Annotated in this window: 19 protein-coding genes; 9 read left to right on the top strand and 10 right to left on the bottom strand. The window is 73.3% G+C overall.

The features are described 5' to 3' along the window. Positions 1–55 precede the first annotated feature (55 nt). From ABWI07_RS02340 to ABWI07_RS02355, 4 genes are all read left to right on the top strand, one after another. Positions 56–580: a (2Fe-2S)-binding protein gene (locus ABWI07_RS02340; protein ID WP_502912777.1), complete on the top strand. Its 525-nt coding sequence runs from the start codon at positions 56–58 to the stop codon at positions 578–580. After that, complete coding sequence (locus ABWI07_RS02345) at positions 577–1551, top strand: FAD binding domain-containing protein (protein WP_353817439.1); 975 nt, start codon at positions 577–579, stop codon at positions 1549–1551. Before ABWI07_RS02340 ends, ABWI07_RS02345 begins: the two co-directional genes overlap by 4 nt. Continuing rightward, a complete protein-coding gene (locus tag ABWI07_RS02350; RefSeq protein WP_353817440.1) occupies positions 1548–3605 on the top strand; it encodes a xanthine dehydrogenase family protein molybdopterin-binding subunit in 2058 nt (685 codons plus the stop codon). Before ABWI07_RS02345 ends, ABWI07_RS02350 begins: the two co-directional genes overlap by 4 nt. 95 nt (positions 3606–3700) lie before the next feature. Next, positions 3701–5365: an L-lactate permease gene (locus ABWI07_RS02355; RefSeq protein WP_149262489.1), complete on the top strand. Its 1665-nt coding sequence runs from the start codon at positions 3701–3703 to the stop codon at positions 5363–5365. A 14-nt stretch (positions 5366–5379) separates the two neighbouring features. Here ABWI07_RS02355 and ABWI07_RS02360 read toward each other — a convergent pair whose 3' ends face one another. Further along, on the bottom strand, positions 5380–5625 hold the full coding sequence (locus ABWI07_RS02360; protein ID WP_353817441.1) for a DUF2630 family protein: 246 nt from the start codon (positions 5623–5625) through the stop codon (positions 5380–5382). Positions 5626–5747: 122 nt separating this feature from the next. On the opposite strand from ABWI07_RS02360, the gene ABWI07_RS02365 reads away from it, so the two are divergent. From ABWI07_RS02365 to ABWI07_RS02375, 3 genes are all read left to right on the top strand, one after another. After that, the gene (locus tag ABWI07_RS02365; RefSeq protein ID WP_353817442.1) at positions 5748–6161 is read left to right on the top strand and encodes an STAS domain-containing protein; all 414 of its coding nucleotides are present in this window, start codon (positions 5748–5750) and stop codon (positions 6159–6161) included. 204 nt (positions 6162–6365) lie between these two features. After that, entirely contained in the window at positions 6366–7250 is an 885-nt protein-coding gene (locus ABWI07_RS02370; protein ID WP_149262493.1) for an acetate uptake transporter family protein, read from the top strand. Positions 7251–7329: 79 nt separating this feature from the next. After that, complete coding sequence (locus ABWI07_RS02375) at positions 7330–7515, top strand: hypothetical protein (protein ID WP_149262494.1); 186 nt, start codon at positions 7330–7332, stop codon at positions 7513–7515. Between the two features lie 63 nt (positions 7516–7578). Here ABWI07_RS02375 and ABWI07_RS02380 read toward each other — a convergent pair whose 3' ends face one another. Beyond that, positions 7579–8793, bottom strand: a complete 1215-nt coding sequence (locus tag ABWI07_RS02380; protein ID WP_353817443.1) for a PucR family transcriptional regulator — start codon at positions 8791–8793, stop codon at positions 7579–7581. A 98-nt stretch (positions 8794–8891) separates the two neighbouring features. Between ABWI07_RS02380 and ABWI07_RS02385 the strand changes: the two genes are divergently transcribed. After that, a complete protein-coding gene (locus tag ABWI07_RS02385; RefSeq protein ID WP_149262495.1) occupies positions 8892–9833 on the top strand; it encodes an SGNH/GDSL hydrolase family protein in 942 nt (313 codons plus the stop codon). Positions 9834–9936: 103 nt separating this feature from the next. Here the strand turns inward: ABWI07_RS02385 and ABWI07_RS02390 are convergent, their stop codons facing one another. The 6 genes from ABWI07_RS02390 to ABWI07_RS02415 all read right to left on the bottom strand — a co-directional run bounded on the left by ABWI07_RS02390 (position 9937) and on the right by ABWI07_RS02415 (position 14457). Continuing rightward, on the bottom strand, positions 9937–10395 hold the full coding sequence (locus ABWI07_RS02390) for a S26 family signal peptidase (protein WP_353817444.1): 459 nt from the start codon (positions 10393–10395) through the stop codon (positions 9937–9939). Further along, on the bottom strand, positions 10392–12350 hold the full coding sequence (locus tag ABWI07_RS02395; RefSeq protein WP_353817445.1) for an ABC transporter ATP-binding protein: 1959 nt from the start codon (positions 12348–12350) through the stop codon (positions 10392–10394). The genes ABWI07_RS02390 and ABWI07_RS02395 overlap by 4 nt, the downstream gene beginning before the upstream one ends. Continuing rightward, positions 12347–12916, bottom strand: coding sequence for a redoxin family protein (locus tag ABWI07_RS02400; protein WP_353817446.1), 570 nt, complete (start codon positions 12914–12916; stop codon positions 12347–12349). The genes ABWI07_RS02395 and ABWI07_RS02400 overlap by 4 nt, the downstream gene beginning before the upstream one ends. A gap of 25 nt (positions 12917–12941) precedes the next feature. After that, positions 12942–13484, bottom strand: a complete 543-nt coding sequence (locus ABWI07_RS02405) for a MauE/DoxX family redox-associated membrane protein (protein ID WP_149262498.1) — start codon at positions 13482–13484, stop codon at positions 12942–12944. Positions 13485–13606: 122 nt separating this feature from the next. Beyond that, the gene (locus ABWI07_RS02410) at positions 13607–13810 is read right to left on the bottom strand and encodes a hypothetical protein (protein WP_149262499.1); all 204 of its coding nucleotides are present in this window, start codon (positions 13808–13810) and stop codon (positions 13607–13609) included. Positions 13811–13926: 116 nt separating this feature from the next. After that, positions 13927–14457, bottom strand: coding sequence for a redoxin domain-containing protein (locus ABWI07_RS02415; RefSeq protein WP_149262500.1), 531 nt, complete (start codon positions 14455–14457; stop codon positions 13927–13929). Between the two features lie 220 nt (positions 14458–14677). Here ABWI07_RS02415 and ABWI07_RS02420 point away from each other — a divergent pair, with 220 nt between their 5' ends. Further along, positions 14678–15478, top strand: coding sequence for a maleylpyruvate isomerase family mycothiol-dependent enzyme (locus tag ABWI07_RS02420; RefSeq protein WP_353817449.1), 801 nt, complete (start codon positions 14678–14680; stop codon positions 15476–15478). 12 nt (positions 15479–15490) lie between these two features. On the opposite strand, the gene ABWI07_RS02425 is transcribed toward ABWI07_RS02420, so the two are convergent. Together ABWI07_RS02425 and ABWI07_RS02430 are read right to left on the bottom strand one after the other, a co-directional pair. Then, a complete protein-coding gene (locus tag ABWI07_RS02425; RefSeq protein ID WP_160161077.1) occupies positions 15491–15865 on the bottom strand; it encodes a type II toxin-antitoxin system PemK/MazF family toxin in 375 nt (124 codons plus the stop codon). Continuing rightward, positions 15865–16509 (bottom strand): type II toxin-antitoxin system antitoxin SocA domain-containing protein, encoded by a 645-nt coding sequence (locus ABWI07_RS02430; RefSeq protein ID WP_353817451.1) that lies wholly within the window; start codon positions 16507–16509, stop codon positions 15865–15867. Before ABWI07_RS02430 ends, ABWI07_RS02425 begins: the two co-directional genes overlap by 1 nt. Between the last annotated feature and the right edge of the window lie 41 nt (positions 16510–16550).

The raw sequence follows: 16550 nt of genomic DNA on the forward strand, positions 1-16550 counted from the left end.
TGACCGAGGGGGAGATCCGGGGTAGGCACCCCGCATGGAAAGCGAAGCCTCCCCGGTGCACGCCGGCATCACCCTGGTCGTTAACGGGACGGAGCACCGTCTCGACGTCGACACACGAGCGTCCCTCCTGGACGTCCTGCGCGAGGATCTCGGCTTGACGGGGTCGAAGAAGGGCTGCGACCACGGCCAGTGCGGAGCCTGCACCATCATGCTCGACGGGCGCCGGGCGAACGGGTGCCTGGCGCTGGCCGTCGCTCATGACGGAGCGGACGTCGTCACGGTCGAGGGTCTGGCGCTGGACGGAGAACTCAGTCCCGTCCAGAAGGCGTTCATCGAGAACGACGCCTTCCAGTGCGGGTACTGCACCCCCGGCCAGCTCTGCTCCGCCACGGGAATGCTGGACGAGGCCGAACGCGGCTGGCCCAGCGCCGTGACCCCGGACCTCGGGACCGACCCCGTCCTGGACGACGACGAGATACGCGAGCGCATGAGCGGCAACCTGTGCCGGTGCGGCGCCTACGTCGGCATAGTCGCGGCACTCAAGCAGGCCTCCCAGCGCACGGAGGCGGCCGAGGCATGAGGCCCTTCACTTACGAGCGCGCCACCAGCGCCGAGGACGCCCTCCGGCGCCACCACGACGGAGCCGTCTACCTTGGGGGCGGAACCAACCTCGTGGACCTGATGCGTCTCGGTGTGGAGGAGCCCACCAGGCTCGTCGACGTCGCGCATCTCCCCTACGACCGGATCGAACTGCGGCCGGACGGCGGCCTCGTCGTGGGCGCGGCGGTGACGAACAGCGCCCTCTCCGCCGACCGGACCGTGCGCGAAGGGCATCCCGTCCTGGCGCAGGCCGTGCTCGCGGGGGCGTCCGGCCAGATCCGCAACCTCGCCACCGTCGGCGGCAACCTGCTCCAGCGGACCCGCTGCTCCTACTTCCAGGACGCCTCCAAGCCCTGCAACAAGCGCGACCCTGGCAGCGGGTGTCCGGCGCGTGAGGGCGAGCACCACAACCTGGCGATCCTCGGCCACTCGGACGCCTGCGTGGCGACGCACCCCTCCGACATGGCCGTGGCCCTGGCGGCCCTGGACGCGTCCGTGCGCGTCCAGGGGCGCGGCGGGGAGAGGACCATCCCCTTCGAAGACCTGCACAGGCTGCCCGGTGACGACCCGCAGCGCGACACCACGCTCGAACCGGGCGACCTCATCACGGCCGTGGAGGTTCCCGCGCTGGGCATGCCGTCCCGCTACCGCAAGGTCCGCGAGCGCGCGTCGTTCGCGTTCGCGCTGGTCTCCGTCGCGGCGGCCCTGGACGTCGCCGACGGCCGGATCCGGGACGTCCGGCTGGCCCTCGGCGGCGTCGCCCACAAGCCGTGGCGGGCGCGCCGCGCCGAGGAGGCCCTGCGCGGCGCCGAGCCCACGGAGGAGTCGCTCCTGCGCGCCGCCGAGGCCGAACTGGAGGCCGCCGAGCCGCTGCGCGACAACGCCTACAAGGTGCCGCTGGCCCGCAACCTGATCGTCCGGACGCTGACCGAGCTGGGGGAGGACTCATGACCGACCGGCTGGAGAGCCGCGAGAAGGTCACCGGGACGGCGCGGTACGCGTTCGAGTACCCCGTGGAGAACGCCGCGTACGCCGCCGCCGTCCAGGCGAGCGTGGCCAAGGGCCGGATCGAGTCGGTCGACGCGGAGGCCGCGCTGAAGCTGCCCGGCGTGCTCGCCGTCCTGTCCTGCGAGAACGCCCCCGAGCTCAGCGACACCTCGGACGGCGAACTGGCCCTGTTCCAGTCGCGGACGGTCTCCTACCGCGGCCAGTTCGTCGCCGCCGTGGTCGCGGAGACCCTGGAGACCGCCCGGGAGGCGGCGCGCCTCCTGCGCGTCGAGTACACCGAGGAGGCGCCGGACGTGCGGCTCGTCGCCGACCACAAGGGCCTCTACAAGCCGGACAAGGTGAACCCGGTGTTCCCGGCGGACACCGAGCAGGGCGAGCCCGACGAGGCGTTCGCGAACTCGGCCGTGCGGGTGGACGCCGTCTACACGACGCCGGCCGAGCACAACAACCCGATGGAGCCGCACGCGACGATCGCCCAGTGGAACGCGGACGGGTCCCTCACGCTCCACGACTCGAACCAGGGCGCGTCGACCGTCCAGTCCATGATCGCGAAGGTCCTCGGGCTCGACCCCTCCCAGGTGCGGGTCGTGTCGCCCCACGTCGGCGGCGGGTTCGGCTCCAAGGGAACGCCGAGGCCGAACGTCGTCCTGGCCGCGATGGCCGCCCGCGCCGCCGGACGCCCGGTCAAGTTCGCCGTCCCGCGCCAGCAGATGTTCGCCACCACCGGCTACCGGACCCCGACCGTCCAGCGCGTCCGGCTCGGCGCCGGCGAGGACGGGCGGCTCAACGCGATCATCCACGAGGCGGCCGAGCAGACCTCGACCGTCAAGGAGTTCGCCGAGCAGACCGCGACGCCCACCCGCATGATGTACCAGGCCCCGCACCGCCGTACGGCGCACCGTGTGGTGGCCCTGGACGTCCCCACCCCGTCCTGGATGCGCGCCCCGGGTGAGACGCCGGGCATGTACGCCCTTGAGACCGCGATGGACGAACTGGCCGTCGCCGCGGGCGTCGACCCGGTCGAACTCCGCGTGCGCAACGACACCGACCGCGACCCGGAGAGCGGGCTGCCGTTCAGCTCGCGCAACCTCGTCGCCTGCCTCCGGGAGGGCGCCGAGCGCTTCGGATGGGCGGCGCGCGACCCCCGGCCGGGCGCCCGCCGGGAGGGCCGCAAGCTCGTCGGCATGGGCGTCGCCTCTTCCACCTATCCCGCCTACCAGCGACCCAACCGGGCCCTGGCGCGCGCCGAGCCCGACGGGACGTTCACCGTCCGGATCGCCGCGGCCGACATCGGCACCGGCGCCCGCACCGCCCTGGCCCTGATCGCCGCCGAGACGCTCAAGGAGGACCTCGGCAACGTCAGGGTCGAAATCGGCGACAGTTCGTTCCCCAGGGCGTCGGTGGCGGGCGGCTCCGGCGGGACGGCCGGCTGGGGCACGGCCGTCGTCCGCGCCTGCGAGGCGCTGCTCGGCGAGCTGGACGGCGAGGTCCCGCCCGAGGGGATCGAGGCGTCCGCCGACACGGGCGAGGAGCTGAAGGGGCGGGAGGAGTACGCCCGGCACGCGTTCGGCGCGCAGTTCGCCGAGGTGGAGGTGGACGCCGACACCGGCGAGGTCCGCGTCCGCCGGATGCTCGGCGTGTTCGCCGCCGGACGGATCATCAACCCCACGACGGCCCGGTCCCAGTTCATCGGCGGGATGACCATGGGCATCGGCATGGCGCTGATGGAGCAGAGCGTCATGGACCGGGAGTTCGGCGACTACCTGAACCGCGACCTGGCCCAGTACCACGTCCCGGCCTGCGCCGACGTCCGCGACATCGACGCGGTGTGGGTGGAGGAGTCCGACCCCCACCTGAACCCGATGGGCGCCAAGGGCATCGGCGAGATCGGCATCGTCGGCGCGGCGGCGGCCGTGGGCAACGCCGTCCACCACGCGACCGGCGTCCGCTTCCGCGACCTGCCCCTCACCCCCGCCCGGATCCTTCAGGAGCTCTGACCGGTTGAAAAGTTCACTATCAAGGTGATCTCCGTCACCGGGGCGGGTAGAGAAGACGTACTCGGGGGCCACCGCCAACCCGCGAGGTGATCGCCGTGTACCAGCAGGTCCTCGATCCCGTCGCCGACTCGCTCGGCTGGAGCTCCCTGGTCGCCGCGCTGCCGCTGGCCGTGCTGTTCGTGCTGCTCGGCGGCGTCCGCATGCGCGCGTGGCTCGCGTCCCTGATCGCGCTGGCCGTCTCGCTCGCCGTCGCCGTCTGGACGTACGGCATGCCCGCCGACCAGGCGCTCCTCGCCGGCTCCGAAGGCGCCGCGTTCGGCTTCTACCCGATCCTGTGGATCGTCATCAACGCGCTCTGGGTCTACAACATCACCGTCACCACCGGCCACTTCGACGTGCTACGCCGGTCGTTCGCGCAGGTCAGCGACGACAGCCGGCTCCAGGCGGTGCTGATCGCGTTCTCGTTCGGCGCGCTGCTGGAGGCGCTGGCCGGGTTCGGCACGCCGGTCGCGGTCACCTCCGTGATGCTGATCGCGCTCGGCTTCCAGCCGCTCAAGGCCGCCGTCCTCGCCCTCACCGCCAACACCGCGCCCGTCGCGTTCGGCGCGATGGCGACGCCGATCCTCACGCTCGGCAAGGTCACCGGCGAGTCCAGCGACACGCTCGGCGCCATGGTCGGGCGGCAGACCCCGATCCTCGCGCTGTTCGTCCCGCTCGTCCTCGTCGCCATCGTGGACGGGCGGCGCGGCCTGCGCGAGACCTGGCCCGTCGCCCTGCTGTGCGGCGCCGCGTTCGGCGCCGCCCAGTACGTCACCGCGAACTTCATCTCGGTGCCGCTCGCCGACGTCGTGGCGTCGCTGGTGTCGGCCGCCGCCGTCGTCCTCGCCGTCCGGCTGCGCCCGTCCGCGGCGCCGGCGAAGCCCGCCCCGGTCGCCGGCGGCGCGGCGGACGAGCCGACCCCCGAGTTCGCCGCCCGCGTCGAGGGGCAGGGCGGGGGACGGGGCGGGCACGGCGGGGACTCGCGCGCCGAGGTCGCCCGCGCCTACGCCCCCTACGCGATCATCATCGCGGTGTTCGTCGTCTGCCAGATCGGGCCGGTCAAGGACCTCCTGGACCGGGCGACGCGGACGTTCTCCTGGCCGGGCCTGCACCTGACCAGCCCGTCCGGCAAGCCGCTGGCCCTGCCGACCTTCAACTTCAACTACCTGACCACGCCCGGCACGCAGATGCTCGTCGCCGGTCTGATCACCATGGCCGCGCTCGGCGTCGGCTTCGGCACGGCCCTGCGCGCCTACTGGACGACCCTCGTCCAGCTCCGGTGGGCGATCATCACCGTCATGGCGGTCCTGGCCCTGGCGTTCGTGATGAACGCCTCCGGGCAGACCGTGACGCTCGGCACGTGGATGGCCGGGGCGGGCGGCGCCTTCGCGCTGCTGTCGCCGATCCTCGGCTGGCTCGGTACCGCCGTCACCGGATCGGACACCTCGTCCAACTCGCTGTTCGGCGCACTCCAGGTCACCGCGGCGAACAAGGCCGACCTGTCGACGGTCCTCATGGCGGCGACCAACAGTTCGGGGGGCGTCCTCGGCAAGATGGTGTCGCCGCAGAACCTCGCCATCGCCGCCGCGGCCGTCGGCCTGGACGGGCGCGAGGGCGACATCTTCCGCCGCGTCGTGCTGTGGAGCCTGCTGTTCCTCGCCGGGATGTGCCTGCTGTCCGGCCTGCAGTCCACCGCCGTGCTCGGCTGGATGGTCCCGTAAGGGGCCGTGGGGGGCTATTGCTGATAGCCCTCCACCTCGGCGGCGGGACGGACCGCGGTGTCCTCCGGGTTCTGTCCCGCCGCGAGTCGGGCGCGCCGCTGCCGCAGCAGGTCCCAGCACTGGTCGAGGGCCACCTCCAGATCCCGCAGCCGTCCCTGGGCCTCGGCGTTGGAGGTCTCGGCCCGCTCGTGCGACTGGCGAAGCGCGTGCTCCTCCTCGATGAAGTCGTTGATACGTTCCAGGATCGCCTTCTCGTCCATGAAATGGCTTCCGATCGTGGTTTTCCGCTCTGGTGGGGGCCAGATGGTCCCGACAGGTGAGAGCCTTGCATATACGGGGCCGCGCACGGTAGCGGCGGCGCCCCGTTGAGGGTGAGGAGCGGATGACGGTCTGGCGGATCACCGGCGGCGAGGGCGGCCCGGATCCCGGCGCGCGGGAGGGCCCCCACTACGACATCGTCGAGCACGACTCCGCGCTGCTGCGCATCACGGCCGCGTCGGGCCTGCCCCGGGTGCTGATCACGGGTGAGGTCGACGTGTCCAACACCGCCGCCGTCACGCGCGCTCTGCGCGCCGTCCAGGAGCGCGTGCCCGGCGACGTCCACGCCGACCTGACGGGCGTGGAGTTCATGGACGTGGCCGGCCTGCGCGCCTTCACCGAGGCCGCCGGCGCCCTGCACGACCGCGGCGGCCTGCTCGTCCTGCACGGGGTCCCCCCGCACATCGAGCGGCTCTTCAGCCTGATCGGGTGGAACGCCTCCCCGGGCCTGGAGATCCACTGCCCGCCGCGCCGCTGAGCCGCCGGACCGCCGGACCGCCCGGGCGCCGCCCGCCCGCGCCACCGGGGCCCCTGAACCACCGGACGACCATGCCCGCGTCACCGCGCGGCAAAGGACAACCCGGGCAAATGCGAACCTCTTCAGGAAACGGTTATATGCCGTTTGACCTGCTAGAACACGGTTAGGAGGGGTTTACAGCTCTCCGATTCAGAGGGGGATCTCATGGCAAGGCGTAGAGAGCAACAATCCGCGCCGACGCCCGGCGAGCACACCGGATCGGCGATGCCCGCGGAGGGCGCGGCCACGCCCGGGTACGGCGGGGCCGCACCGGGCTACGGCGCGGCAGCACAGCCGCAGGGCGCGGCGATGGCGCCCGGCAGGGGCGCCGACCAGCCCGGCGAGCACGCGCTCTGGGAGGACCGCACCCGCGTCTTCCTGCAGCCCATCGCGGCCCCGTCGATCCTCGGCCTGTTCGGGCTCGCCGCCGCGACCATGATGGTGGGCGCCTGGCAGGCCGGCTGGTACGGCGGAGTCGGAACCCCGCTCATCCTGTGGCCGCTGGTGCTGACCTTCGGCGGCATCGCGCAGCTGCTGGCCGGCCTGTGGGGCTACCGTGCCCGCGACGGCATCGCCACGGCGATGCACGGGATGTGGGGCGCGTTCTTCATCGGCTGGAGCCTGCTGTTCCTGCTGGTCGCCATCGGCGCGGCGCCTGTGGCCCTGGCGCCCGTCCTGGGCGCGACCTATGCGGGCTTCGCGTTCTGGTTCGTCCCGCTCGCCGTGATCAGCGGCCTGGGCGCGCTCGCCGCGCTCGGCGAGAATCTGGTGATCGCCCTGGTGTGGGCCTGCATGGGAGTCGCCGCGGGCTTCACCGCCGCCGGATTCTGGGCGGGCTCGACATGGCCGCTGGACGTCGGCGGCTGGCTGTTCGTCGCGGCCGCGGTGATCGCCCTGTACGGAGCCGCCTCGCTGATGTTCGAGAACAGCTTCGGACGGACGATCCTGCCCACCGGCAAGATCCGCAAGGGCGCCAACCTGCCCGGCGGCCGGGCGGTCCGGCCCCTGGAGTACCGGCAGGGCGAACCGGGCGTGAAGATCGGGCAGTGATGTCCGGCGTTTCGCCTTGACATTCCCGTTACCCTATGCTGAGCCAAAGAGCACGAACCGGCTCGGAGGGGGAGCGGGAATGTCAACGGCGGTCCGGCGGACGTGGCGGCGCCTCGTCCAGTCATACAACCTGCTGTGCGCGCGCGAGGACGCGCGTGCGCGCGGCATCACCGTGCCCAGCGGCATCTGGGCGTGCGACCGCTGCCACGAGCCGCACCTCGAGCTTTCGACGCTCAAGCACCACCTCCGCACCGAGCACGCCTGACGCACCCCCGGCTCACGGGCGTGCCCGGCACGCATTTCGTGATCATGGGATCACGGTTCAGGATCATCGCCGCCGAGGCGGCTCGCCCAGCGAGCGGCGGGCCACCAGGGCGGCGTTCAGCAGTTGCAGGTCGCCGGGGCGGGCGGGGTCCAGGCCGGTGAGGACGCTGATGCGGCGGACGCGGTAGGCGACCGTGTTCGGATGGACGTGCAGGGCCGCCCCGGTCGCCCTGCGGTCCAGGTCGAACGCCAGATAGCGCTCCAGCGTGCTCAGCAGGTCGGGCCTGCGCTCCAGGGGCGCCAGCAGGGCGGCGAGCGCGGCGAGCGCGCCGCTCGGCCGGCTCAGCTGGTAGTCCAGCAGCACGTCGGCGAGCCGGTACAGGCCGGGTGGGCGGCCCGCGCGGCGGACCAGGTCCATGATCTCCGCGGTCTGGGCGACGGCGGCCGGGACGCCGGCCGGACCGGTGATCTCCGCCGCGGCCGTGACGTCGATGTCGGCCGCCTTCGCCGCGCCCGAGACCAGGTCGTCGAGCGCCTCCCAGCCCGCGGAGAAGGGGAGCAGGGCCGTCCCGCCGGACGCGTCCAGGGCGGTGAGGGCGGGCTCGTCGGCGACGGCGTCCAGCGCGGTCCGGACGCGGCGGATCTTGCGGCGGGCGGCGATGCGGGCGCGCTGGCCGGAGCCGGACTCGTCCGGATGCGGGGCGAACGCCAGCGTCAGGACCGCGTACCGGGGCGCCGGTCGGTGCCCCTGGGTCTCCCCTGCCAGCAGCGCGGTCATCAGGGCGTGCCGGCCTCCGTGCTCCTGGCTGTCGAGGATCTGCCGCACCTCCAGGTAGGCGGCGCTGACGGCCGAGGTCAGCAGCCGCTGGAAGTCCAGGAAGTAGCCGAGCGCCTCCTGGAAGGCGGGCAGGTCGGCGGGCTCCGCCCCGGCGGTCAGCTCCTCCCACGCCATGGCCGCGCCGATCTGGTACGCGGCGAGGATCGCGTCCAGCGGCACGCCCTCCTCGGCCCGCAGCGCCGCCGAGTCGCGCTGCCGGGCGAAGTCGGCGGCGCGGGCGGGCCGGCGCCGCTCCAGGACGTCCGCGAACTGCCGCAGGCTGTGCTGGACGATCCCGGCGATGTCCCCGGCGACCTCCTCCTGCGGAAGCTCGGCGTAGACCGGTAGCTCGGCGAGCAGCCGCGCCACGACGCGGCGGGTCAGCAGCGGCGCGCGGACCCGCAGATGGGCCGCCATCGGCCGGCCGGCCACCCGCAGCGCCGGCATCTTGTCCCGCGTCACAACGGCTCCCGAAAGAGTCTGTTTTCACGCCAGTTGAACGGCGTGTCCAGATTCTGGACGATCACGGCGACATCGTCCATGGCGCCGGGAGTCAGCTCATGAAGCGTCTGTTCAACGGCCGTCCGTTCACTGGCGTGGTCCCCAGAGGCAGGGCCGGCAAGGGCCTGGTCGTCGAAGGCAGGGCCCGCAAGGGCCGGGTCGTCAGGAGCGCGGCGGGCGCGCTCGTTCTGGCGGGGGCGGCTCTCGGCGGGACGGCCGTGCCCGCGTCGGCGGCCGCGGTGGAGTACGTCGCGCTCGGCGACTCGATGGCCTCCGGCCCGCTCATCCCCGACATCACCGGTCCGATCGGCTGCGGGCGCTCCACCCACAACTACGCGCACGAACTGGCGTCCAAGATCGGCGCGAGCCTCCGGGACGTCACCTGCAGTGGCGCCAAGACCACCCACATGACGCAGTCGCAGAGCACGAGCGTCGGCGGCGTCGACACCGGGACCGTCCCGCCGCAGTTCGACGCGCTCACCGCGTCCACCGCACTGGTCACCCTCACCATCGGCGGCAACGACGTCGGCCTCGTCGGCATCGCCCAGGACTGCGCCACCCTCGACCCCACCGCCACCCCGTGCAAGGGCAAGTTCGAGGACGAGGTGGCCCAGCGCACCAGCGACCTCGGCCCGAAGCTCTCCGCCGTCCTGGACGGCATCCGCGCCCGCTCCCCGCAGGCCCGGATCGTCGTCACCGGCTACGGCCTCTACATCAAGCGGAACGGCTGCTGGCCCGTCCAGCCGGTGCTGCCCACGGACGCCAACTTCCTCCAGGGCTCCGTGAACGCCATGAACGATGTGATCCGCCAGCAGACGACCGCCCACGGCGGCACCTACATCGACCTGGTCACGCCCAGCGCCGGCCATGACGCCTGCCAGTCGGCGTCCGCCCGCTGGGTCGAGGGCTACGTCCCCGTCCACTCCGCCGCGCCCCTCCACCCGAACGCGCAGGGAGAGGCCGCCTACGCCGCCGTCATCGGCGCCGCCCTCAACGCCTGACGCGGGCAACTCGAGGATTCCTTCGAGGGCGCCCCGGCGGGCCGGTGCTCCAGGCCAGGTCGGCGGGGCGCCCCGGCCGGCACTCCGGCCGAGACCGCGTTCGCTAGCCGACCCTCCCGCCGGTGCGCAGCCGCATCAGCACCACCCCGTACATCCGGTCCGCCGGGCACAGGCCCCACTGCTTGGAGTCCTCCGAGCGGGGGTGGTCTCCGCGCAGCACGAGCATGCCCGGCGGCACGCGGCCGGGCAGGTCCCCCGCCACCCAGGCCGGTACCGGGTCCCCGGGCGCCGCGACGACCCGCTTGACGTACCACCCGGCGCCGCCGGAGGGGGCCGCAGGGCCGCGCCACCCCGCGTGCCGGTCGGGCCGCTGGACGACCACGATCCGGCCGGGCCGGGCCCGGCGGCGGTGGCGCAGCACCAGCAGCACGTCACCGGGGTGGAGGGTCGGGGTCATGCTGCCGCCCCGCACGGTGACGGTGGACAGCAGGTGCCGGGCCGCCAGCGCCGCGGCCCCGGCCACCAGAGCCGGGAGCACGGCCCGGCCGAGAGCCCGGCTCATCCGGCGGTCACCGCGGGCGGCACGGCGTCTCCCGGCACCTCGGGCGGCACGGCGTCTCCCGGCACCTCGGGCGGGGCCGCGCCCTCCCGCACGGCGGGCACGTCCTCCTGGTAGCCCTCCGCCTGGCTGCGGAAGAGCCGGGCGTAGACCCCGCCGGGGGCCGCGATGAGGGACGCGTGGTCCCCGCTCTCCAGGATGCGGCCGTCCTGCACGACGACGATCCGGTCGGCCTGGCGGACGGCGCTGAGCCGGTGCGAGACCAGGATGCTCGTGGCGCCCGCGCGCATCTCCCGCAGCCGGTCGTGGACCTGCCGCTCGGCCACCGCGTCGAGACCGGAGCTGGGCTCGTCCAGGATCATGAGGTCGCGGCCCTGGCGCATCAGCCCGCGGGCCAGCGCCAGGCGCTGCCACTGCCCGCCGGAGAGGCGGACCCCGCTCGTCCGCGCGGCCTCCTCCTCGTCGCCGTCCTCGTCCCCCGCGTGGAACAGCCTGCTCAGCATCGTCCGGTAGCCGGCCGGCAGCCGCTCGACGGTCTCGTGGACGCCGGCGCGCTCGGCGGCGACCCGGATCCGGTCGGGATCGCCGATCGCCTCCAGGTCCCCGAGCCCGATGTTCTCGGCGGCGGTGAGGTCGTAGTCCATGTAGTCCTGGAACACCGCCCCGATCCGCTGCCGCAACTGCTCCACGGGGACGTCGCGGACGTCCACCCCGTCCCACAGCACGGCGCCGCGCTCCGGATCGTAAAGGCGGCACAGCAGCTTGACGAGGGTGCTCTTGCCGGCGCCGTTGAGGCCGACCACGGCCAGGCTGGTGCCGTGCGGGACGGTCAGGTTCAGCCCGCGCAGCACCCACGGGGAGTCCTCGCTGTAGCGGAACCACACATCGCGCAGCTCGATGGAACGCGTCAGCGGGGCGAGCTTGCGGGGCCGCGAGGGCTCGGCCAGGTCGTCGCCGATCCCGACCACCGTCATGTAGTGGTTGAAGACCAGGGCCGACTGGTGCCCCTGGGCGATGCCCTCCACCAGGGCCAGGAGACCGGACTGGACGCCGGCCAGGGACGCGATGAAGACCGACACGTCGCCGATGCTGATCGTCCTGACGGCCGCGGCGTGCACGGCCCAGAGCAGGCCCCCGGCCGCCAGCAGCGCACCGAGGGCGGCGAGGAGGACCTGGACGCGCACGACGCTGCGCTCCAGCCGGTCCTCGGCACCGTTGGCCGCGCGCAGTTCGGTGAGCATCCGGCCGTGCAGGAAGCCTCCCAGCCCGAACAGGCGGACCTCCTTGGCGGCCTGCAGGTCCGTCAGCAGCATCTGGTAGAAGAGCTTGCGCCGCAGACCGGGGCTCACGTGCCAGAGCAGCCCGGCCCGCCGCCGGCTCAGCCCCAGGTGGGCGAGCAGCGCGGGCGCGGCCGCCACCAGCGCGGCGCCCGCCATGATCGGGTTGATCGCCACGAGGGTGCCCAGGAACCCGGTGATGCCGAGGGTGCCCCGCAGGGTGGACAGGCCCATCTGCACCAGCTGGTCGGGGGCGTGCTCGGCGGACTGCTGGGCCAGCCGCAGCCGGTCGTGGAAGCGCGGTTCCTCGAGGCGCGACAACCCGTTCATCCGGTTGACCGCGTCGAACAGGCGGTCCTGGGAGAGCAGGCCGATGGCGCGCCGGGCGCGTCCCTGCGCGTAGGCGGTGACGGCCGAGGCGGCGGCCGTCGCGACACCGACGGCCCCGATGCCGGCCGCCGTCCACAGCAGCGCCCCCATGCGGGGATGCGCGGCGGTGAGCTCGTCCAGCGCGACCTTGGTCAGCCAGGCGGTCGCCACCGGCGCCGCGCCGCCGGTCACCGCCATGGCGAACTGGAGGAGCAGCATGCCGGGGCATGCCCGCCAAGCGAGCGCGTAGGCCGCCTTCATACCGCGGAGGACGGAGACACCGGGCCCCGTCACGTCGTCGTCGCCGCTCACGGTGTCGAGGGCCGCAGGGGCTCGTCCAGTCCGCGCAGGCCGACGCTGGCGGCGGTGGCGATCCCGTCCGGGCCGTAGTGCGCGAAGCCGGGGTAGTAGCGGACGCCGAAGGCGGCGCCGAGCGGCGCGTCGAGGAACTCGGGCACCACGTGGTCGGCGACGCCGGCGAGCCGGGCGGCCAGGTCGCTGCCGGCCGCGTCGGCGCCGACCACCGTGGCCAGCACCCGCCCGCCCGCGTCCCGGACCAGGCGCGCGTGCTCGGCGAACCCTGGCACGCTGTCGTCGCAGCCGGGGCAGTCCAGGGACAGGAAGGCGATCAGCGCCGGACGGCCCGCCAGCCCGTCCCTGGTGAGCGTCGCGCCGTCGGCGGCGGTCGCGCGGAACTCCGGCATCCGGTCGCCGGGCGCGATGCCCAGTTCCGGCTCCCCGCCGGAGCGGCCGTGGTGGCCGGCGCCCGGCGGAGCGTCCGGCCCGGCCCGCCAGCGGCGCACCACGGCCGCGGTGAGCGCGAGGTTCAGCGCGGTGAGCACCGCGACCAGGACGAGCCCTGCGATGAGGAGTTCCACGGATGTCCTTTCCGGTTCCGGCGCCTCACCGGCCGCGGTTCCCCGCCGCGACCGGGGACCGGAAGAGGGCGGCGATGTCGTCGACGAAGACGGTGAGGGTGGTGAGCAGGCCCGCCGAGACCGCGGCCAGCGCGATCCCCGGCGCCTCGCCGGGGACGCCGCCGCCGCGGGTCATCGCCACGGACGAGCCCGCGCATGCCGCGGCCAGCAGCACCGCGTTGCGTGCGATGTGCCAGCCGTCCATGGGCGCCTTGGCCGCTCCGAAGCAGGCGCACTCCACCTTCTGCCCGCGGGCGACGACGAGGACCGGGACTGCCGTCAGGCCGCAGCAGAACAGCGCGGCGGCGAGGAAGCCGGTGGTGACGGTGGCGGGCAGGGCCAGCAGCAGCGCGATGAGCAGTTCGGCTGCCGGGACGAGCACGGCCAGCGGGCGGCGCAGCCGCGCGGGAACGAAGGCGAGGCCTTCCAGTGAGGCGGCGAAGACGCCCGGTGTGCGGAGCTTGGCCACCGCCGCCAGCGTCAACACCGCCATCAGGGTGAGGCGGCAGGCGAACGATACGAACAGCACGGGGGCTCCTGGACGAGGGCTGGGCCGAGGCGGGGCCGGGTAGCACCGGGGCCGGTGCGGCCGCTCTCGCCCGAGGGCGGCCGCACCGGCGTCAGACAGGTGTCATACCGGCCTGCGGGGCATCAGCAGTAGTTGCTGCTGTAGCTGTACCAGGTGCCGCAGTGGGTCTTGCAGTCGCCGCTGACCGAGCAGGTGCGGCCGAAGCAGATGCCGTTGATGTACTTGTACTCCATCCAGGAGTCCGGCGGGCAGCCGGCGTCGGCGTCGGCCGCGGGAAGCAGCACCTCGATGGCGCGGGTGACGCGCCGGGTCACGCTCTGGAGCATGGTTCCTCCTTGGGGTGGGGGGATCTGTTTCCGCGCACGGGCCGAGTACCGCCGAGAACGGGTGATACGCGGCGGGCCGGGCCCGCGGGGCATTAGGTAGCGGCTTTTCCGGCGCGCTATGAAGTGACCAGTTCGGTGCGCATGGCGGCGATGCCCGCGCCTGCCGACGTCACTATTCCGTTGGCGTTGTACCAAGCGTAGGTCGGGTAATTCTTGGCTCCGTACCGCCGTGACAGTTCGGCTTTCGCGTCCTCGGCGATCACGATGTCCATCACCTCGCTCAGCGCCGCGGCCAGGTCGCTTCCGGCCGAGCCGTCTCCGTGGACGATCGCCAGGGAGGACCCCCCGGTGGCCCGCAGCCGCTCGGCGTGCTCGGCGAAGAGGGGCACGGCGTCGGCGCAGGCCTTGCAGGTCAGGGAGAAGAAGCCGACCAGGGTCTCGGTCCCGAGCAGGGTCCGCTCCGTCACGGCGGTGCCGTCGAGGGCGCGGGCCGAGAAGGCGGGAATCCGATCGATCATCCGGACGGTGGAGGCGGCTCCGGCGGCGGGGACCCCGCCCGTCTCGGCCAGTTCCCGCCACCGCCGGAGCATGGTGAGGAGAATCGCCAGGTTGAGCACACCGACGACGCCGACCATTATCAGCCCCACTGAAGCGAAAATCACGACAGGCGTCCTTTCCCGGGAACTGGGTTACCGGTCGGCCGTGGCCACGCGACCATGATCACTTATAAATGATCTCCGCGCAATACCCGGTTCCGCCGCCCGGTGGCGCACCCGGACGCGGGGCGGGACGCCGCCTGTGCCACCATCGTCGGCAACGCGCCGAACGCCCGGCCGCGCGGCTCGGGCGGCCGATGGAGGGGCCGACATGAACGACGAGATGCGCGCCAACTGCGCCGCCTACGAGCAGACGATCCGTTCCTCTCTCGCGCTCGCCGCGACGCTCGCCGAGGACGACTGGGACCGCCCCACCGAATGTCCCGGCTGGACGGTCAAGGACCAGTTCGCCCACCTCGTCGGGGTGGAGCGCGACCTGCTCGGCGATCCCGCCCAGCCCGTCGAGGTGCCGGAGCTCGGCCACGTCCGCAACGACTTCGCCCGCTACCTGGAGGCCGCGGTGCACGCGCGGCGTCCCGTCCCCGGCCCGCAGGTGGCGGCGGAGCTGGCCGGCGCGCTCGAACGGCGCCTCGTGCAGGTGGCCGGGGAGGACCCCGACCGCGTCCTGATGTGCCCGGACGGCAAGCAGGGCCCCTACACGCGGTTCATGATGTTCCGCGCCATGGACTGCTGGACGCACGAGCAGGACGTCCGCCGCGCGGTCGGCCGTCCCGGCAACCTCGACGCCCCGGCGGCGCGGTGCTTCTGGGAGCTGCTGAGCCGCGCCCTGCCCCGCATCGCCTCCCGCGCCGCGGAGGGCGTCCCCGGCCGGAGCGCCGTCTTCGCGATCTCCGGCCCGCCCGACTTCGAGGTCGCCGTCACGGTCGGCGACGACGGCCGCGGCACGTGGTCGGACGTTCCGGAGTCCCCGTCGGCGCGGCTCGCCATGGACTGGGAGACCTACGTCCGGCTGACCGCCGGCCGCTGCACCGCCGCCGACGTGACCGTCCGCACCGAGGGCGACCGGGAGCTGGCGGAAAGGATCGTCTCCACCATGGGCATCACGCCCTGACGTCCGCCCGCATCAGCCGAGCAGCCCGAGATACTGCGCGAGCCGTCCCTGGACCTGGGTCAGCAGGTCCTCGTCCAGGACGCCCGTGCGATCTTCCAGAACGTCCTTCATGAGCGGTTGGACGGCGGGCACGCGGATCCAGCACTTCTTGGTGGCACCGCCCTGGCCCTTGGAGAGCTGCACGTCGAAACGGGTGCGGCGCCGTGTCGAGCCGGAGACGGGGCAGATGAGGACGAAGGGCCAGTCGGCGTCACCGTTGGTCTCGCCGCCGGTGACCACCACCACGGGACGGCGCTCGTCGTGGACCTCCCTGCCCTCCTCGGGGATGAGACGCAGCGTCTTGTCGGGGACGAGGTAGATGCCGCCGGCCAGGTAAGGGCCGGGCATCACTCGTCCAGGTAGCGCCGCGTGGCGTCGGCGCGGTGCTCGGCGAGGTCGTCCAGTTCCTCGGCGAGGTCGTCGGTGCCGCCCGGCTCGTCCGCGGGGAGGGGGTTGCGCGCGGCCCAGTCGCGCAGGTGGGCGAGCCCTGGGCCGAGGTCCGGGAAGGGCGCTCCGCCGGAGAGGTCGAGCCGCACCTCGCGCTTGCCGCGCTTCGCGGCCTCCTGCATGGGGGGCGTCTGGTACGTGAGGTCGCGGAGCTGGCTCGCGGACCAGTCTCCGAAATCGTCGAGGACGCTGTCCACGATCCTGGTGAACGCGGCGTCGACGACGGTCTGCGGGGCGTCCATCAGGTGGATGGTGTACTCGCAGTTCCCGGTGAAGGGATCGACGGTGCCTTCGACCTGCACGTGCCCGGCGTCTTGCAGGTCGCGCTCGATCTCCTTGAGGCGGAGGCTGTGCGGCCCGTAGTGCCGCCATCTCCACTCCACGCCGGAGCCCGGCGGCAGGCCGTGCTCGACGGCTCGCAGATCGGCCAGGTAGAGGAGCTTGGTGAGCTTGGTGCGGTTCACGCGCATGCCGTGGGCTCGGGCGGACGCCAGAAGGTAGGCGATGGCCGCCGCCGGACCGCGAAGGGGCGCAGGAGCCGTCACGTCGACCAGTGTATGTCCGCGGCTCAAGCCCGCCACCTCTC

The sequence above is a fragment of the Actinomadura sp. NPDC000600 genome (assembly GCF_040492135.1).
Classification (GTDB): Bacteria; Actinomycetota; Actinomycetes; order Streptosporangiales; family Streptosporangiaceae; genus Spirillospora.